The sequence below is a fragment of the Arminella tubonensis genome (assembly GCF_003240585.1).
GTDB classification, from domain to species: Bacteria; Pseudomonadota; Alphaproteobacteria; order Rhizobiales; family Rhizobiaceae; genus Rhizobium; species Rhizobium tubonense.
The window spans coordinates 17,977-36,787 of record NZ_PCDP01000056.1 but is presented as its reverse complement, the minus strand read 5'-3'; the positions used below and the strand labels follow the sequence as shown (position 1 = coordinate 36,787).

Below are 18,811 nucleotides of genomic sequence, written 5' to 3'. Positions count from 1 at the left end.
CGCCAGCCTCCTGCTCACGCAGCACACCGATGATCTGCTCTTCCGTAAATCTCTGCTTCTTCATTCGTCCGTCCTTCGTCAGGCCGAACTCTAATCAATTTTGGAGGAAATTCGCAGTGGCAGGTCATAAGGAATGTTAATTTCATCCATTCCCTACCATGACTCGCCAGTTAAGCGCGCAAAAGGGGGGATGTCGTACATCGCAGCTTGACCAGATCTTGTTCCTGCAAAGGCACTTAATTTCGCCAAGCATTCGGCGTTCTTGACCCCGCACGCAACTTATGAGGGCAGGAATATCAATCACTGCGGCAGGGGTTGGCGTGGTAGCGTCGCCTTAACTTGGGTCGGGCAGAGGACGGCCACGATGGGGCCGGTTTATGCCGCGGTTGACAGGGTAATTTCGTGCCACGTGCTCATGGCGGCGTTTCGCAGTTGGCGATGGTCAGCAGTGCTCGTCCGCTTGCGGTGAAGATGGAAGAGGTTTGCGATTGGACCATGGATGGAGACGAAGCGCTGGCATTGTCGTGCCGATTTGAACCGGATCCTGCCTCTCTCTCGTTGTCGAACAGCCAGATGCGAATTCTCCGCCTGATGTTTCGGACCCTTATGCGAACGAGCCCGATACCGGGCATGATTTCCCTTTTGGCTGCGTCGTAGGATCTGAGCTTATCGGTGATCATGACAGGCGGTGTGATGATCGATGCCGAGATCGACGAAACGCCTCAATGGCGCTGCGTTATGCGTCAGGCCCGAGTCTGCCAATGTGAAGCTGTTAAAGACGATCTCCGGCATCGGTAAGTTCTTCGCCCGGCTCTGGCCTTGGTCATTGCCCGGATCCTCGTCTCCGACTGCTTGATCTGCACATCGATGTCGCCGATGAAGGCGAGACCACGGTCGATCTGGATGCGGTCGATCTGTGAGACGTTCACTTGAGCCAATTGGACGCGGCCGGCTTTGCCGAACAGGTCGCCAAGCTTCTTCAACTGCGCCGTCTGCTCCGGATAGCGATCAAGCACGGTGACGATGCGGTTCTTGGTCATCGTGCGCAGGCGCACGTAAAACATCCCCTCGCGCAGGGCGACGCGCAATTCTCTGGCGCGTTCGCCGGGTGCCCAGGCCTCCGGCAACAGGTCGGCGTGCCGGCACCGTGGCGAAACTCGCAAAGACGGAAGAATTTCTGTCCGCCATCTCTTGATGTCTGTGTGAAGAGTCGGGTCGGGCACAACTTCTGCGTTTTGCTAGTGCTGATATTGCCACTCATTTGATCTCGCTGAGCGAGGAAGACCCAAATTAGCTGCAAAACGACAACAATTTTCAACCTCAAGCCAGGCTGTACCTGAGCTGCCTTGGCGCTTTGTGAAACCCTGTAGTAGATTACAAATTTCATAGGCAGCTTAAAACATAAACCTTGGTTTGTGTTTTAAGGTCGTGCTTGAAAGCCGACGTGACAACGCTGAATTTGAGATAATGGCACTGCGAATACGCGCGTTCGCCGCGCACAGCGAAAAAACACGTTCAAATTGTTTGAGTGACTCCTATTGATTGAGTAGCTTGAACTTCGGAAAAACGCAAGTTAAGGTGGTGGCCTCTCGGTACCCATTGGACGCAGCAGCAATGAGCGATGTCAGGCGATGGCTTATCAAAATCGGGCTCGAGAACCTCGCCGACAAGTTCGACGACGCGCAGATTGATCTGGGGTGCCTGGCCCTGCTCACGGAGCGGGATTTACGCGAATTGCGCATCCCCATGGGTCCTAGACGCAAGCTCCTTGTCGCGATTGCTGAAATGCCGAAGGCGCGGATCTCTCCGGAAAATCGAAACCCCATGGAACGGCGTCAGTTGACTATTTTTTTCTGCGACATGGTCGGATCGACCGAATACGCATCCCGACTGGATCCCGAAGACTTCAGCCAGCTTACACAGGCCTATTTAGCTCGATGCAGCGCGCTCGCACGAGCGCATGGCGGATTCGTCGCCAACTATATCGGGGATGCTTTTCAAGTCCTGTTTGGATATCCCGTCGCGGAAGAGAACGACGCCGAACGCGCACTGCAACTGGCCTTCGACGTGATCGCCGCCGTCCCCCAAATAGAGTCACCGGACGGATCGAAACTCCACGTGCGGATCGGCATCGCCAGTGGGCTTGTCGTTGTCGGCGACATCGATGGCGCTCCAGCAGGCGTGTCGACGGTCGCCTTCGGACCCGTTCCCAATCTCGCACAGCGACTGCAGACGCTAGCAGAGCAGGATACGGCCTTCCTCGACCAGAACACCTTCGATGCAACCTTTCGCAAGTTCGAGTTCGTGGATTTGGGAATGAGGAATGCTAAGGGGTTTGCCCAGGCGATCCGTATTCTGCGCGCCGTCAAACCGCTAGTGAACAATTACCGGTTTTCCGGCGAATCGCGGCTAAGCCGGCTTGTTGGAAGGAAATCAGAGACTGAGCGCCTTGCGGCCCTGTGGTTGTCCGTGGAAAGCAGCCGTCGAGGTCGCGTTGCTGCAATCAGCGGCGAGCCCGGCATTGGCAAATCTAGGCTGCTATTCGAAATGCGCAGACGCTTACCGGAAAAGAGGGCAATGATCGCTCAATGCTCGCCCGCATTTTCGAACAGCGCGCTTTATCCGTTTCTGCGACTGTTGAAACACGAGGCGGATATCTCCGACGACGAGCCGCAGCCGCTCGCCTCAAGCAAGCTGAACTCTGTTCTTTCGCTCACCGATATCCCTCTCTCGGTAGCCTATCCCATTTTTGCGCGGCTTCTCAACCTCGAACAGGCGGGCTACTCGCCATCCGAACTTGGCTCCCATGAGCAGGAGGCCGCGATCACCGATGTGTTCACGAACTGGTTTCGCCACTTGGCGAGCCGCGATCCGCTCATGCTATTGATCGAGGACGAGCAATGGATCGATCCCTCCTCGCAAAAGCTCTTGCAGACCTTGGTGAAACAAATTCCTGACATAGCGATGCTGCTTCTTGTCACCTCCCGCAACAGCCTTTTCGGCAGGAAGGAAGAAACAGGCAAGGTTGACCATCTGAAGCTTGCGCGCCTTTCGGTAGCTCAAGCCGGCGAAATGATCGAGGAACTGAGGGAAGGTTCCAATCTCGGCTATGATGTCGTCAAGACCCTTCTCTCCAAGGCGGAAGGTGTGCCTTTATTCCTGGAGGAGCTCGTTCGGTCCGCCGTGGAACTGACGCCCGCCGCCTCGGAGCATGTGCCAACCAGTGGCGACATTAGGATCAAGGTGCCAGTTTCTTTGCAGTCTGCGCTGCTCTCCCGCCTGGACAAGCTAGGGGGTGTAAAAACGGTCGCGCAGACGGCGGCAGTAATTGGTCGAGAGTTTGACTTAAACACCCTCGCGCATGTTGTCGGGGTTTCCTCCGAAGTCCTTAGACCACAGATCGATCAACTCGTCGATGTGGGCCTCGTCGCCCCACAACCCTTCAGCAATTGGCCGCGCTACGCGTTCACCCATAGCCTGCTTCAGGAAGCCGCCTGCGACGCTTTGCTGCGCGACAGGCGTCGGGAGCTTCACGCCCGCGTGGCCCAGGCGATCGAGCTGGTCGACCCTCGGACGGTAGTGGAGCACCCGGAAGTCCTTGCGCAACACTACGATGCCGCGACGCTTTTCGAGCGGGCCGCCGACTATTGGCTTACCGCCGGTCGGAAACTTGGGGCGACATGGGCCAAAATCGAAGCTGCAAACATGTTCGCCAAGGGCATAGAATCTGTTCGCAGAATGCCGTCGTCGCCCGCCCGCGACACACGCGAGCTTGAATTGGACATCGAAAGAGGAGACGTCCTCTATGCCGCATATGGATACATGACGGCGGACGGAAGCGCGGCGTACCGGAATGTCATGCATCTTAGCCAGACGACCGGCAATACCGAGGCCGCAATCCGTGCGCTGGACGGCCTCTTCGGGACTGCGTTCAACTCCGCTCGGTTTTCGGATGCCGAGTGGTCGAGCAAGCAGCTCAAGGAGATCGGCCTCAGGGAGAGTAGTGTCAAGGCCCTGGTGTTGGGACTTCAATTCGGCGGCATGTGCGCCTTCGCGCGCGGTAGGTTTGTTGAAGCGCGGCACTCGCTCGAGGAAGCTCTCACCCATCGTGAACACGCCAACAACGTCGGCAGCGACTTTCCAAGCATGTCCATGATCTATCTTTCGTGGACGCTTCTTATGCTCGGCGCGGAAGATCAGGCCATGGGGCTGTTCTTCGATGCTGAACGAGACACACGCGGTCAGAGCGACTATCGCCTAGCCGCCTGTTTGGGGCTCGGCTGCATCTTGACGTGTCTCCGTCAGGATTTCGACACGCTCCAGAGGCTCTCTGACGAGCTAGTGCCGCTTGCGACGCGCAATGGATTCCAGCTCTGGCTGAACCTGGCGAGCTTCTTTTCCAGTTGGGCCAAGGCGGTTAACCGCCAAGATCCTTCCGGTCTCGCGCAAATGCAGCACATCGTGGACAACATGGGAGAACAGGAAGTCGACAAGACCTGCTATCTCGGCGTCCTCGCCGACAGCTATCTTCGAATGGGACGTCTTGATGAGGCGACCGCCGCAGTCGACCAAGGATTGGTGCTCTCCGATCGCACGGGAGAGCACTACTACACCGCAGAGCTTCTGCGGTTGCGTGGAGAACTTCTTAAAGCAGCGAACAAACGGGGCGCTGCCGAGAAAGCCATTTCGGCGGCCATAGATTTCGCCGTAGCCCAAGGAGCCCAGTGTTGGGAGGTCAGGGGAAGACATTCGCTGGCGATGCTGTCTTAGGGGGTGTCTGCGAGGACGCTTGAAAGCGACTGTTGATGACCTGCCACTGAACTTTCATCCAGCAGCGACTAGAGCCTCGGCGTTCTTTGAACCGCTCCCAAACGTTGGACCGCCGGAGGCTAGAGTTTCCGGCTTCACAATCATGCCAGCGGAGAAGCCGCTGGCAGCAGCCTCATCGCGGTGCTCGGACAGCATAAAATCAAGGGTTTTGCCGAATTTGCCGACAGCACGATAGAAACAGGTCCATTTGCCTTCACCCGGATATGGGGTCCCGTCCATCCGCCAGGAAGAGCGGCATGAAGTAGAAATCCGTGTCCTCGCCATCCTGGGACATGATCCGAAATTCTAATTGCGCCACCTGATTTGCCTAATCCTTCGGATTGAAATCACATCGGCTTCAAATCACATCGGCTTCATTCTCGCCTCAGGTCAGACCGCTATGCTCTCCAATAGGTAAAGACGTTATCCGACTGCCGCAAACTGAGTAAACCTAATGCAATCTTGGAATGCGCTGACAAGAATGATTCGGCAAAAAAATCTCGCCACAAAAAAGCATTTTGCTTTGCATGCTCCAATCGAACTGTCTCAGATTTTGCGTTCTCCAAACTCCAACTACCTCGTTTGCGCAACAGTGGTTAAAAAGGACGGGCCGTACCTCGCCGAGTGGCTCCAATTCCATTTGCAGATGGGCTCCCTGATTGAGTGCGCGGCTGAGGAAAACTACGCCGCTCGCCCTCCAGCAAAAACCTCGGGGACCTTGGGCTACGATCTATTGTTTCGTATAGGCCCACTTGGTCGATGTCGGTCCAAGCGACGGAATACCGATAATCCAATGCCTTCAGGTGGCTGTCAGCGTCGCCGTGATAGTTTTACGGAGAACCAATCCGGGACCGCGGACACACGGTTCTCGGAATTGCTGCCGACAAATGCAGGCAGACTTCGCTCATGTTGAAACGCTATTCTCTCTTTGCCGGCGGCTCCGCGATCGGCGCTACAATCGATTATACCATTACGCTGATTACAAGCGATCTTGCGGATTTGCCCCCAACTATCGCGCTCGGATTGGCAATGATCCTAAGTGCATCGGTCACATTCTTCTTTCATGATCGAATAACATTTCCTGAGCGCGTTAGTGTACGCCATAGATTTTTTCTCTTCATGCTGTGGTCCGGCTTAGTCTTTGTGATGCGCACCTTGCTGCTGAAGATGGGCCTTTATGCGGGGCTGCCGCTTGCTGCAGCACTCCTGCTGGCAATCGGATTGGCCTCAATGATCAATTTTGTCGTGTCTTCGGCTGTGATATTCCCAACGAATCAACCATGACGATCAAGAATCTTTCCGTTATCATACCAGTTTATAACGAGGCTGACGGTCTGCCTGATCTGCTAGATCGGCTCGGCGCGATATCGGATATCCTCACTGGAGAGTTCTCGCTCATCATCGATTACATCTTTATCGACGATGGAAGCAGCGATGACAGTTTTGCTCTGCTGCAAGAATATGACTTTGGAACGCGTCTGACGCGCCTTCTTCGATTCTCACGCAATTTCGGTAAAGAGGCGGCGCTATCGGCGGGCATTGATGCCGCCCAATACGCCGACGCCGCAGTTCTGATGGATGCAGATCTTCAGCATCCGCCGGAGATGATCGCTGATTTTGTTCGTATCTGGCTGACTGAAGATATAGACAGCGTCTATGCCTACAAGCCTAGCCGTCTCAGGTCCGAGGGGCCGGTTAAGGCTGCCTTGTCAAAAATTTTCTTCTGGGTCATCAATCGCGACCTTCGTTATGATATCCCGCCCGGCGCCGGTGATTTTCGCCTGGTCAATCGACGTTTCATGAATGCTTTGCGAAGTCTGCCGGAGAGTAACCGGTTCATGAAGGGCCTCTACGGCTGGGTCGGATTTCGCCAAACCGGTCTCCCCCTTGAGCCGCCTCCACGTCTCCGTGGCGAGAGCAATTATAGTCCGCTCCGACTTCTGCTGATGACGCTTGACGCCATCACCAGTTTTACCACCATGCCGCTGCGTCTGATGGCCCTTTCTGGTATCATCGTTGCTGCTGCAAGTGCACTCTACGGCATCTATGTCGTCATTCAGCACTTCCTTTTTCCTTCCGTTCCGACCGGTATTGTCTCGGTTCTTGCACTGATCGCCTTCTTCGGAGGCGTCCAGATGATGTTTCTGGGCCTGCTGGGGGAATATGTCGGAAGATCCGTATTGGAGGCCAAGAAACGTCCGATCTACATCCTGTCCGATGACATCAGCCGCAAGGAAAAAAACGTTGCGGATCGCGGATGATTTCGGGTTGGGGCGCGGGCATGATCGCATCATCCTTGAGCTCATCGAGGGTGGACGGCTTGATGGCACCTCGGTGATGATCAACGATGCAATCAGGCATGATGACATAGTGCGACTGCGGGCCTTGCAGGATGCTGGCGCGAAGGTTGGATTGCATTTGAACCTTACGCAGGCCTTCGGCGAAGGTGCCCCTGTTTGGTCCCTAGCTTCGCTGATGCGGCCGACGCTTGGCCCACAGCTACTTCATGATATTGAAGCATCGCTGATACGGCAGTCCAATAAGTTCGTTTCACTCTTCGGAAAGTTGCCTGACTTTTACGACGGCCATCAGCATTGCCATTGTTTCCCTGCAATCGCACCACTCGTATTGCGCCTGCCACGTGCACCGCGAACTTGGGTGCGCGTGCCATTGCCTGCTACCTGGGCCGCGCGGTGGCGCAATCTTCGGGCAGGGGGCGCGAAGGGATTGATCATCATGGCGATGGCAGCGCGGGCACGGGCCATATTCGTTAGAGCGGACCTACAGACGAACAAAGATTTCTCCGGTTTTCTCCGTCTCGGTGATCCGGGCGACGTTCGGATGTGGCTACCGCGTCTGTTGTCGGAGGCGGAGCCAGATTGCCTGATGATGTTCCATCCTGGAGACGCAACCGATCCGATGCAATGCGCTGGCCATGCGCCCGAAAGCCGGGCGGCCGAAACAGAATTCCTGACTGGAAGCACTATATATGATTAAGAACCGGGGCATTCTTTGGGGCTTAATGTTACTGTTCGCCGTGCGGCTGCTGGCGATGATTTGGGTGCCGCTGACCGATCCGACTGAAGCACGTTATGCCGAAATCGCTCGTAAGATGGTCGAAACCGGCAACTGGATCACACCACAATTTGACTATGGTGTCCCATTTTGGGCCAAGCCGCCACTGCATACTTGGCTGTCGGCGGCGGGGATCGCGGCCTTCGGCGCAACGCCGTTTGCCGCAAGATTTGGAATATTGTTGGCGACAATGGCAACACTGACAATCCTTTGGCGATGGTGCTGCACTTTGACCGACCGCAAAACGGCGGGGGTAACGATACTGGTTACCGCCAGCTCCGGTCTGTTTTTCGTTTCTGCCGCCTTCGTTCAGACCGATATGGTGCTAACGCTCGGCGTCGTCGCTAGCATGGCCGGCTTTTACGGCGGACTGAAAGGCCGCAGCCGCTGGGGCTGGTTGTTTTTTCTGGGAATTGCTATCGGGCTCATGGGCAAAGGACCCGTTGCGGTCGTTCTCGCATTGACCCCTATCCTTATCTGGATGTTCTGGCGCGGTAACTGGAAAGACCTCCGTCGCTTGCCCTGGGTTGGCGGGGTGGCGTTATGCGCAGTGTTGGTCATACCCTGGTACGCTTTGGCGGAAATAGCGACACCCGGTTTTCTACGCTATTTCCTGATCGGCGAGCACATCCAGCGTTTCCTGCAACCCGGCTGGAAGGGCGATCTTTACGGTGCGGGGCGTGCGCATCCCAAGGGTACCATCTGGTTGTTCTGGGTCGTGGCTACCTTACCTTGGAGCCCGCTGTTGCCCCTTCTGCTTCGGCGGCTCCGGAAGAGTGGCTTGGCAGACGGCGAGGGGCTGTATCTATATCTGTTCCTATTCGCGCTGACACCGTTGGTATTCTTCACCGCAGCAGCAAATATCCTTCTTGCATATGTGCTTCCGGGGGTGCCTGCAGCGGCGATGCTTGCTGTGATCCTGTGGACCCGGACAGAACCTTCTGGGGTGGGCTGGCTGAAGCTAGGCGTGGCGGAAATGATAGTGGCCGCGATCGGCATAACTACCGTGTCTCTTCGGGTTGTCAATAGCTCACTCTTGCCCAGCGAAACGGGTCTCGTAGCAGCTTATTCCGGACCTGGTCGTCTTGCCATACTCGATTCGCGTAGTTTTTCAGCCGAGTTCTACAGCAAGGGCAAGATCACTAAGCTGAAAACGATGGGGGAGTTAGCGGGATGGCTAGCCCCTGGCGATGGCGTGTTGGTGCGTGAAGATGAGCGCGACGCGTTAGTTGCGCGTATCGGCAATATTCTTGAACCCATAGCCGAGGATGAAAGATTTTTTCTGTTCGTGAGGCGTTAAGTGCACGGACCTGAAGGACCCCAAGGTCTGATGCGCAGTCTCGCGACGCTGATGAGCATGGAGATTTCGGTGCCGGACTTCTCCACCCTGTCGCGCCGGAGCAAAGGGCTGGCATTGCCGTCAGCAAAGTCCCGAACCAAAACATCAGGCCGGCCCATCTGGTGGTCGATAGCACAGGCCTGAAGGTCTTCGGCGAGGGCGGGTGGCTAGAAAACAAGCACAAATCCAGGGCAAGACGCAAACGATGGCGCAAGCTTCACCTTGGTCTTGATCTTGTCATTGGAGAGATTGTTTGCTCCGATCTGACCGCGGATGATGTCGGCGATCCGGCGGCCTTGCCAGACCTTCTGGACCAGATCGGTGGCCCCGTCGACACGTTTATTGCCGCTGGCGCCTACGATGGAGCGCCTACCCGTGATCTTCTGGCCGAACGCTTTGGTGAGATTGTCAAAATCATTATCCCGCCCAAGACTGCGGTTCCCAGCCCTCAATCGGTGCTGGCCCCATCTGTTCGCGACCGCCACGTCGCCGCCATCTGGTGTATCTTAGTTGTGGTTCACGCCCGGTGCAGCCATCGACTAGGTGGCCTAGGTCTTTGGGGAAGGACTTTAGGCCGCCTAGTCATCTCACTTCAAATCCAGATTAGCCTCGGTCGCGGCCGCGCTATTCGCTCCTTTTGTGATCTCGCTGGCGCGGGCTTTTCAGCCTCAGTTCATGTGAAGATGCGATGTGATCCCGTCGGGGAGATCGTTGAGTTAAAGGATTGAGCCGTGAAAAACATTGATACCCGCCTTCTCGCGTTGCTTCCTGCGTTTCTCGTTGCGCTGGGAGTCATCAAAATAGACGGTCTCAGCTTTCACCACAGATGGATCTCGCACATTTTAGTGCCTGGCTTCTGGGCGCTGCTGTTTGGCTTCTTGGTATATTGCTTGTTCATCCGGATATTGAGCGAAGAAGAAGATTTTTAGTTCAATCGACGGTCCTTGACTGTCAACGCCGTCGTCGAGCATGCGGCCCTTAAGTCGGCTGGCGATAGCGATCAAGAGCCGCCGGCATTCGCGCCGACGGCTAGCAGGCATGTTAAGTTCCCCGATCATGGTCGATTTCAAAGGCAATCACCACCCGAACGAGGTGATTTTTTAGGTCAGATATTGGGTGTCCTATGGTGATTAGGAAAAGATTATCCGAGCGTGGCGTTGCCGTTGACCACGGATGCTCAACAGATGTGGGCGGAGAGTGATCGGTGGCAATCCGTCCAGGAGCGGTTCGATCCTGCACATGGCGGAACACTTCGGCTGGTTCGCCCAATTCGCCGCCATTGACGCTCGCGCCCTCAGTCAGCAGACAAGGGACGCGCTGTGTTGGCAGCCTACGCAGTCCGGTCCGATCGCCGACATCGACCGGCGGGCAATTTCGAAGGCTGAAGAGACCGCGCACTGCCGCTGGACTGCGCGTAAGCGGCGTTCACCGGATGCAAACGGGCAAGAACAGATCGACCGCCGGTGCCGGCGGTCAATGGGGATCGGAGAGGATCGGCAGCCTAGTCGAACAGGGCGGCCAGCAGGCTCTTCGGCCGCTCCGGCTTCTTCTGTACGACGACACGTGCCATGCGCGGGCGCGGCTTGGCCCGGCTGTAAGTCTTGAAGTTGTTGAGATCGCCGTAGGTCATGCCATATTCCGACTTGAGCAAGGCGAGCTTGATGTAGTCCTTGGTGCGGGCGGAGACCACCGCCAGGCCGAGCACGCCGCCTTCGGTCACGTCCCATTCCATGGATTGGGCAAAGAGAGGAGCCGCATCCTTGACACCGGCTTCATCCAGGGCTTTCCAGCCGAGGGCCTGGGCGCCGAGAGCCGACTTGGCGGCATAGACTGCCGTCTTGAAGGTCAAGATATCCTTGTCGGAGAGCTTCAGGTCAACCTCCTTTTGCGTCAGCGCGCTCGCGACGATCTCGATGTATTCCTTTCGCAGGTCTTCGGAGGAGCCCATGTATTGCGAGGCGATTTGGAAGGCATCGCCGACCTTGCCGAGATTGCGCAGGGTCAGCACCATGCCCTCGAGGTTCTTCGGGTCGTTGCCGTAGTGCGTGCCGGTGAAGAACCAGGCGTTTGCGGCCTGCCACTGCTTCTGGCCGTAATAGTACCAGCCGAACAGGCCGGCATCAGCTTGCGACTGCGTGGACTCCACGAAGGCGGCGAAGGACTGCAGCTCGGTGTCGGTCAGCTTCTGGGCCAGCTGGTCCCCGGCGGCGACCTGGCCCATGCGCTTGCGCACGCCGTCAAAGGCGATGTTGGCAAATTCCGAGGTGCCGTCAGGCATGGTGCGACCGAAGGCGAGCAGCGAGGTCGTGCCGGCTTCCGGCAGCAGCTGGCTTGCCTTCTGCATCGTCGCCAGGCGGTCCGGTGCGGCGTCGCAGTGCGTCAGGATATACTTGTAGAGCTCGAAGGAATGCGAGAAGTCGCGTGTCTTCGCCAGCGCCTCGCCGACCTGCCACATCGTGTTCAACTCGCCGCAGACGAGAAGGTCAGGCTGCTGCTGAGCCGTGGTAATGACCTGCTGCCAGCTCGCCTGGCCGTAGGCACGATCGACGAGCTTGCGGGATTCGGCGATCGCAAGCTTACTCAGGAGATCCGTCGAAGGCTTCCACTGCGGATTGCTGCTCTGCAGGCGAGCGAGCTCGGCACGCACGCCCGTGTAGTTGCCGGCGGCGTACATATCCCAGAGCGGCTGCTCTTCAACGGATGCGGTCTGGTCGAAAAGGTTTTCCGGCGCTTCCCAATCCGGGTATAGGGCTTTCAGGCGGCGCAGTTCGGCACCGAGGCGCTTCAAGTCGCGGTTGGCGGCATAGTAGCGAAGCGCCGTATCGTCAACCTTGGCAGGCGCTACCGCGGCCGGTGCGCCACCCGATAAGGCTGCCTGCGCTGGGACTGCGGCCGGGGCAAATGGGTTTGCGCCAGCGGCTGCAGCCGGTGCGGCCGGTGCTGCTGTCGCGGCCACTGCGCCTGTCGCATCGGCAGTTGCCGGCTGCGGAGCCGGGGCGGTACGCGCCACGCGTTCTGCGGCGGGTGTGGGGGCAAACGGGTTCTCGCCCGGAGCCACGTTGGCGATGACAGGTTGGGCCTGCGCGGCTGGTGCAGCCGACGGCATGACCACGTTCGTCGAGGTGGCGGCTGCGCTCGGCGCGGCTGTCGTCACGAGCGTCTGAGGCATAACCACCATCGCGTCGGCGCCGGACGGGGCGAGGATAACCGGCTGTACCGTGGCAAACGGCGTCATGTTGCCGGCCTGCGAGGTCGTAACGGTGGAGAGGTTGGGCAGCAAGAAGATGGCGCAGCTGCAGAGCAGGACCGCTTTCACTGAAGATCTGGCAAGCATCGGGGATACCTTTCTGCAAGAGCAATGAGACTGAGGAGATGCAGGGTCGACGGATAGTAGTCCGTCGTTTCGAATGCGGCGGCACGGTTTGCGGTCGTCTCATGGCCGAGGCTGCACGAGACGAGATCGGCGACGGCCGCGTAGCCCGGATCGGGCATGCCGGAAATCGGTGTGGCGGTGGCAAGCTCGATCACCGCCATGGTATTGTCGGCGGGCTGGCGCCAGACATCGGCGAAGGTTGCCAGGATGTCGGGATAGTCCCTCGAGAACCAGGCGACGTAGAGCGGAACGCGGATAGCGTCATGGCCGAACTGCGCAGGGTAGCCGGCTGCCGGCTGCGGCTTCTTGCCGTGCAGAGACACCCAGTCGGAGGGCAGGTGAGCCGGTCCGAAGCGTGCCGTTCTCGTCAGGGACAGCCCAGTCTTGATCAGTGCGGCCGCGGGGAACGAGCTGGAGACGACGCCCAAATCGCGGATGGCCGGGAAGACCCAGTAGGACAGGTTGACGACCGGGCCGTCCGGCTGGTCGGCCGGCGAAAAGCCGTGGGCCCCGGGCAGCAGAACCTTGCCGTAGCTCGTGTCGACCACCACCTTGCTGGCGATAGCGTCGGCGATGTGCTTTGCCGCGTCGCCGTAACCGTCCCCGCCCCACTTCTGTGCCGCTTGTGACAGCGCCCAGCCGATCAGCAGGTCGCCGTCGGTGGCGTTGTTGGTGTCGGTCACGTGCGGCGTGGCTGCCGGGTCCCAGCGCCACGCGGCAAGGCCGTCGGTGCTGACGTAGAGGTTCGCCTTCGTCCAGGCCCACATGCGATCGAAGCTGTGGCGGTCATCGGCGGCCACCGCGATCAGCATGCCGTAGCCTTGACCTTCGCTGTGGCTGATGTCGTTTGCCCTGGTGTCGACAACCCGGCCTTCCGGCGTGACGTATTTGTCGCGGTAGAGGAGCCAGGCGCCCGACACGAAGTCCGAGGGGATGAAGACCTGGCTGCTCTGGGTGCCCGCCATGCCCAGCGAGCAGGTCAGGACACCGGCAAGCAGAAACAGCCTGTTGTAGACGCCCTTGCCGATCATCGTGCCCGTCCCAGCTTGAGGAGCAGGAAGGTCGAGATGCCGAGCAGGATGGCAGCACCGATCTGGGCGAGCGTGTATTCCCAGACGTGGTTGGAGAACCAGCCAGCCACCACCAGCCGCAGATTGCCCACGGATGCCGCCTGTGTCTGAAACAGTGCCACGCGCGTCGGTTCGACTTCGTCGACCACCTGGCCGCTGGCGCTGAAGGACTGGATCGACCCGTTGAGGCGGCTCCAGGTGGCGCGACCCATGATGGCGTCGACATTGGCCGAGAGCTGTGCGCTCGTCGGCGCGGTTACGATCGTCCAGGCACCGCCTGCGTCGACCTCGTTTTGGGCGATTAGGAACGCCGCGTTGCCCGAGGGCTGGAAGCGCTTGCCGTCCGTGCCGCCGGCGGTGTTGGCGCGGAAGCGCAGTCGGGAGACGATCACATTGGCATAGGATGCCATCTCGTCCTTCATCGCGATGACACTGTCGCCGAGATGTCCGACCGTGGCGGACAGCCGCGCCTGTACACCGTCGGCAGGTGAAGCGTCGGCGGTTTTCGTCTCGGGCTGCGCGTCGAGGGCCGATGCGGCTGCGAGCGACAGCGACGGAACGATGGCGGCAGGACCCGGTTCGCCGGGTGAAAACGCCGGGCCGCCGGCCATGCCCTGCAGCTCGAGGCCAACCTTGTCGAGCATGTCTCGCGGTAGATCGCCATAGGTGCCGAAGGCCATCATGGTTGGCTGCTGTACATCCGGTATCGACGGGGTCACGTCGACGGACAGCACATGGCCTGACGAATAGGCCATCTTGGCCAGGAAGGAGCCGGCGGCGTCCAGCGCTGCCGGATTGAAGTTCGGCACGAAGACCGGCAGCGGCGATGCCGCATTTGCCTGCTTCTGGAGCGACGAACCCGAAACGAGCGCGGCGATGTCGGGGTAGCGTCCGACGCGGGCGAAGTTCGGCACGTCGAGATAGCTGTCGCCGAGGATCAGCATGCGCGGCCGCTCCTGGGAACTGGCGACCGGTTCGCAGACCGCATCGCTGGGCGTCGGCAGGCGGGCTTCGATCTGGATGGTGTTTTCGCCCGGTCGCAGCTTGTTGAGCGGGATCGGTAGGCTCTGGTCCTGGATCAGCCCGTTGCGGCCGGCCCCGAGGGGGATGTCAGCGACCGTCTCGCTGTTGGCGCGCACGATCAGCTCGGCGTCCTTGGAAAGGCCAGCTGCATATTGTGCATTGAGGTGCAGCACGAGGGCCGCATAGTCTCCCGGATAGAAGTCGGACGGCAGGGAGAAATTGACCTGTTGGCTATAGAAGCGGCCCGTGAAGGGCTCGGTGATGAAGCCGAGATTGCGCAGCGGAACCTGCGTCGCCGGTGCAAGCAGCCGTCCCTTCATGTTGATCAGTGCCCGCAAACCCTGTGGCGTACCGTCATGCTGTTGCTTTTCGGCCATGGCCGTCAGCAGTGTGACGGAGCTGTCCAGGTCCTCTGCGGTGCGCGCGGTGACCAGCAGCGTCTTACGCTTGCCGTCGGCCGACGAGAGGATGCTGATGCCGTCCTTGATGCTCTTTCCGTCGGGGTTGTCGCCGAGGATGTCACCCGCCGTGCTGTAGGTGCCGACGACGACGTCGATGCCGGGCTCAGTGCTCTGGGTGGTTGCGATCTGAACGGTGGGATGGTCGAAGCTGCCGAGAAGGGCGAGCGACTGGACGGCCGCCATGGTGCGGTTGATGTCGCTGCGCGGGGCGCCCGGCAGCACGTGGCCGCGGATCGGGGTGCGGCCGTTGGCCAGGCCGCCGAGTGCGATCAGGTCGGGCATGGAATTGCCGTCGGGCTTCGACGCGTTGGCGAAGACGAAGCCGCTGCGTTCCGGATCGATCTGCGTCCAGAGTTCGTAGGTGGCATCGACCGAGCAGTCGACGCGGTGCTTCTGGTCGACGAGGATCGATACGGCATTGTAGCCCGGCTGGATGAGGCCGCTCGGCACCGAGAACTCGACGCGATGCGGATCGCCGGCCTCGAGGCGCACCGTCCCCAACTCCTGGTCGTTGACGAAGACGCGCATCTGGGAACGCTCCGGTGCGGCCGAGATGGCGGTCTGCAGTGTCAGCATCAGCTTGGCGGAGCCGGCGATTTCGGAGGGAAGCGCGTAGAACGGATATTCGTTGCTGGCGCTTTCGCCGTTAAAGAACAGGGCGCTGCGGTCGGCGGCGATGCGGCGCAGGTTGCCGTTGATCTCCACCGGCACTGCGACGGTTGCTGCCGGCTTGGGGCCGAGGCCGGAGAGGGAGAAGCCCTGCTCCTGCGCCACGGCGCTGTTGGTTGCCAGGATGCCGAGCGCTGCGCAGGCCATGGCGATCTTGTAACGGGCGAGCGTGCTCACAGGACACCTCCCTTTGCGTTGACGGAAACCAGAAGCGGCACCTCATTGGAATTGGCTGGCTGGCTGATCTTCTGCTGCTTGACGTCGCCGTCTGAGGAACCGCCGGACATGGCGAGCCCGAGTGCTGCGATCGGGCAGCTGATTGCCCATTTGATGAAGGTCAAGCTGCTTCCAATCATGCTGACGCGCTTTTGACGTTTTGCCCGGAGGGCGCGCACCTGATCGAGATCGCGGAACATCAGCTCCGAGATGATCGGGTAGTGATGCGCTTCAGGATCGAACTTCAGGACGGTCGGGGTGTTCTCACCGGTGGCCTGGGCGCTGATCGTGATCGGCATAGAGGAGACGATCAGGTTACTTGAAGGCGAGGTCAGCGACAGGCGGCCGTAGTCGCCCTTGCGCAGCGCCGTTCCGGCATTGCGCGCAAGCATCACCCTGGCGCCCGCAGACGAGGCTTCGATGACCGTGCCGGAGAGGACGGTTTCGCCAAAGGTCAGCTGGACGCTGGCGCTGCTCGGGAGCTGGATGCCGGCCACATCGTTGCGCCGTTCGGTGACCACGCCGAGTGCTGCCCCTGCGATGATCAGGTTCAGGCAGTTCCAGCCGCCGACGATCAAGAGCTGACCGCTGATTTCAGGCTCGGTGCTGTAGCGATAGGCGGCCACGAAGAGCGTAAGGCCGAGAACCGCGAAGATCAGGAAATAAGGCAGGGACAGTTCCGACAGGCGATCGCCCCGGGTCGACATGCCCTTTGCTGTGACGTTGAAGGTCGGCCGGCGCGGATGGGCGATGACGCTGACGACGGCGCGCAACAGGTAGACTGACTGGGTGTAGGAATAGAGTTCGGAAACCCAGGGCCAGCGAACCTTGCCGTAGAGATGGTTGCGGATCAGCTCGGTGACGACGAGGTAGGTGACCGAATAGGCGAGGAAGTCACCCGAGGATGCGACGAAGAACTTCATGTTGAACAGGATGAAGAGCAGCGGCGCGCAGAAGAACACGGCGCAATAGACCGGGAAGAACCAGAACATTGCCGTCGACAGGTAGCAGATGCGCTGGGGCAGGGTGAGGCCGGCCTTGAAAAGCGGGTTCTTGAGCAACAGGATCTGGATCATGCCCTGGCACCAGCGCGAACGCTGACCGATGAAGCTGGAGAAGGTTTCCGGCTGCAGGCCGGAGATCAGCGGCTTGTCGACATAGGCGCTGTGCCAGCCGCGGGAGTGCAGTTCGAGCGCCGTCTCGCAATCCTCGGTGATGGTGACGCCGGAGAAACCGCCGACCTCGTCGAGCGCCTCGCGGCGCAGTACTGCCGCCGAGCCGCAGAAGAAGGCGGCGTTCCAGCGGTCAAGACCCTTCTGGATTTTGCCGTAGAACATCTCGTTTTCAGACGGCATGTGGGTGAAGGTGCCGAGGTTATGCTCGATCGGGTCCGGGTTGGAGAAGAAGTGCGGCGTCTGGACCAGGAAGAGCTTCTCGTTCTCGGAGAAGTACCCGATGGTTTCCTGCAGGAAGTTGCGCTCCGGTGCGTGGTCCGCGTCGAAGACGACAACGAGCTCGCCGTCTGTGCGCATCAGGCCGTTGTTGAGGTTGCCGGCCTTGGCATGGGCGTTTTCGGCACGGGTCATGTAGGTGACGCCGAGATCTGCGCAGAGGTCCTTGAGCTCGGTGGCACGCTTGTGGGCGGCTTCGGAGACCTCCGGATTCGGAGAGTTGCGCTTCTGATCAGTGCCGCCATCGTCGAGGAGGAAGATGTTCAGCTTGTCTTTCGGATAATGCATTGCCTTGGCCGAGGAGAGCGTCAATGCGAGGATATCGCTGCTTTCGTTGTAGGAGGGCACGAAAACATCGACCGTCGGGCAATCTTCATCCTTTAAGCGCGGCGCTGGCGGCCGTTCATAGGGGTCCGAGACCACGAACAGGTTCGCAGCCAGCATAGCGATGCAGTACATCTCCACCGCGTAGAGCAGGATGCCGGGAATGAACGAATAAAGGTCGTCGATCGGCGGAAGCGTGCTTGTCGTTCGCCAATAGGCGTAGCGTAGCACCACGACTGTGCCGAGCGCCAGGAAGACATGTCGCCAAATACCGTCGAGCCGAAGTATACTTATCATGGCAAGGATGCCGATGACGAATACGGAAAGAACTATTTGAACTGAGTTGCCTAGCGGTTGCGTTATAAGGAACGCGGCTAGAGCGGAACTAAGTGCCCAGATGACAAAGGAAAATTTTTTACTCATCCTGTCTACCCTCGATACGTAGAGACTGATGTTGCGTTAACAAAAGGTTATCCATTTTGCCGTTTTTTTGCAACGCAACATAAGATGGTATATATTTCGACATTTTGATTTAAATTTGAGTAATTAAGCAATTTATTTGATCAAAGATCGAAAAAATCGCCACACATAGCAGCAATTGGATAGTTTAAAAGCATTTTGGCCAAATTATACGCTTAATTAATACAGTTAAGTTGCAAGATCTGTCGGGGATGAAACAAATATGAACTATAAACATGGTTAAATTGACAAGATCTGCTGGAAGTTCAATCTTTGGTGGGTGAACATTGGAATAATCGACCAGAAATACTCTCATTCCCTATTATATTCAATTTTAGTTGCGTCATAGCGGTTGCATTGAACATAAGAATCAACTTTATCGCCAATATTCCTGTTGCAATGCAGTCTTTTGCCGATGGCTGCCAGCGTCGCAGTCTGGCCTAGTGTCGCTGACGGTGACGCCTCTGCGCCTGGCTGATCAAGCAGGCGCAAGCGCAGGCTGCAACCGACATCTGGCTGGTATCGGCGACTGGAAACTCAAT

General features: G+C 58.6%; 12 protein-coding genes and 3 pseudogenes. 8 read left to right on the top strand and 7 right to left on the bottom strand.

Annotated features, from left to right (window positions below):
• Positions 1-375: 375 nt before the first annotated feature.
• Positions 376-695 (bottom strand): annotated as a pseudogene (locus CPY51_RS33600) (IS6 family transposase); the annotation flags it as partial.
• 114 nt (positions 696-809) lie between these two features.
• Positions 810-1,136, bottom strand: a pseudogene (locus tag CPY51_RS24425) (IS110 family RNA-guided transposase); the annotation flags it as partial.
• Positions 1,137-1,614: 478 nt separating this feature from the next.
• On the opposite strand from CPY51_RS24425, the gene CPY51_RS24420 reads away from it, so the two are divergent.
• Positions 1,615-4,770 (top strand): AAA family ATPase, encoded by a 3,156-nt coding sequence (locus CPY51_RS24420; RefSeq protein WP_111162817.1) that lies wholly within the window; start codon positions 1,615-1,617, stop codon positions 4,768-4,770.
• Between the two features lie 138 nt (positions 4,771-4,908).
• On the opposite strand, the pseudogene CPY51_RS24415 reads toward CPY51_RS24420, so the two are convergent.
• Positions 4,909-5,082 (bottom strand): annotated as a pseudogene (locus CPY51_RS24415) (DDE-type integrase/transposase/recombinase); the annotation flags it as partial.
• Positions 5,083-5,715: 633 nt separating this feature from the next.
• Here CPY51_RS24415 and CPY51_RS24410 point away from each other — a divergent pair.
• From CPY51_RS24410 to CPY51_RS32385, 7 genes are read left to right on the top strand one after another with little or no spacing between them, the layout of a single operon-like run.
• Positions 5,716-6,093, top strand: coding sequence for a GtrA family protein (locus CPY51_RS24410; protein ID WP_111162815.1), 378 nt, complete (start codon positions 5,716-5,718; stop codon positions 6,091-6,093).
• The gene (locus tag CPY51_RS24405; protein WP_111162814.1) at positions 6,090-7,070 is read left to right on the top strand and encodes a glycosyltransferase family 2 protein; all 981 of its coding nucleotides are present in this window, start codon (positions 6,090-6,092) and stop codon (positions 7,068-7,070) included. The genes CPY51_RS24410 and CPY51_RS24405 overlap by 4 nt, the downstream gene beginning before the upstream one ends.
• Positions 7,027-7,806, top strand: a complete 780-nt coding sequence (locus CPY51_RS24400) for a ChbG/HpnK family deacetylase (RefSeq protein ID WP_111162813.1) — start codon at positions 7,027-7,029, stop codon at positions 7,804-7,806. Before CPY51_RS24405 ends, CPY51_RS24400 begins: the two co-directional genes overlap by 44 nt.
• On the top strand, positions 7,799-9,184 hold the full coding sequence (locus CPY51_RS24395; RefSeq protein WP_111162812.1) for an ArnT family glycosyltransferase: 1,386 nt from the start codon (positions 7,799-7,801) through the stop codon (positions 9,182-9,184). The genes CPY51_RS24400 and CPY51_RS24395 overlap by 8 nt, the downstream gene beginning before the upstream one ends.
• 30 nt (positions 9,185-9,214) lie before the next feature.
• Positions 9,215-9,367 (top strand): hypothetical protein, encoded by a 153-nt coding sequence (locus CPY51_RS33595; RefSeq protein ID WP_338049445.1) that lies wholly within the window; start codon positions 9,215-9,217, stop codon positions 9,365-9,367.
• Positions 9,346-9,951: a transposase gene (locus CPY51_RS33590; protein ID WP_244598775.1), complete on the top strand. Its 606-nt coding sequence runs from the start codon at positions 9,346-9,348 to the stop codon at positions 9,949-9,951. Before CPY51_RS33595 ends, CPY51_RS33590 begins: the two co-directional genes overlap by 22 nt.
• A 3-nt stretch (positions 9,952-9,954) precedes the next feature.
• Entirely contained in the window at positions 9,955-10,152 is a 198-nt protein-coding gene (locus CPY51_RS32385) for a hypothetical protein (protein ID WP_146260172.1), read from the top strand.
• 572 nt (positions 10,153-10,724) lie between these two features.
• Here CPY51_RS32385 and CPY51_RS24380 read toward each other — a convergent pair.
• The 4 genes from CPY51_RS24380 to bcsA are packed head-to-tail and all read right to left on the bottom strand — an operon-like array spanning position 10,725 to position 18,233.
• Positions 10,725-12,557 (bottom strand): hypothetical protein, encoded by a 1,833-nt coding sequence (locus tag CPY51_RS24380; protein ID WP_146260171.1) that lies wholly within the window; start codon positions 12,555-12,557, stop codon positions 10,725-10,727.
• A complete protein-coding gene (locus tag CPY51_RS24375) occupies positions 12,536-13,627 on the bottom strand; it encodes a family 8 glycosyl hydrolase (RefSeq protein ID WP_111162809.1) in 1,092 nt (363 codons plus the stop codon). Before CPY51_RS24375 ends, CPY51_RS24380 begins: the two co-directional genes overlap by 22 nt.
• Entirely contained in the window at positions 13,624-15,996 is a 2,373-nt protein-coding gene (locus CPY51_RS24370; RefSeq protein ID WP_111162808.1) for a cellulose biosynthesis cyclic di-GMP-binding regulatory protein BcsB, read from the bottom strand. The genes CPY51_RS24375 and CPY51_RS24370 overlap by 4 nt, the downstream gene beginning before the upstream one ends.
• Positions 15,993-18,233 carry a UDP-forming cellulose synthase catalytic subunit gene (gene bcsA, locus CPY51_RS24365; RefSeq protein WP_111162807.1) on the bottom strand — a complete coding sequence of 747 codons (2,241 nt, stop codon included), beginning with the start codon at positions 18,231-18,233 and terminating at the stop codon, positions 15,993-15,995. The genes CPY51_RS24370 and bcsA overlap by 4 nt, the downstream gene beginning before the upstream one ends.
• Positions 18,234-18,811: the final 578 nt, after the last annotated feature.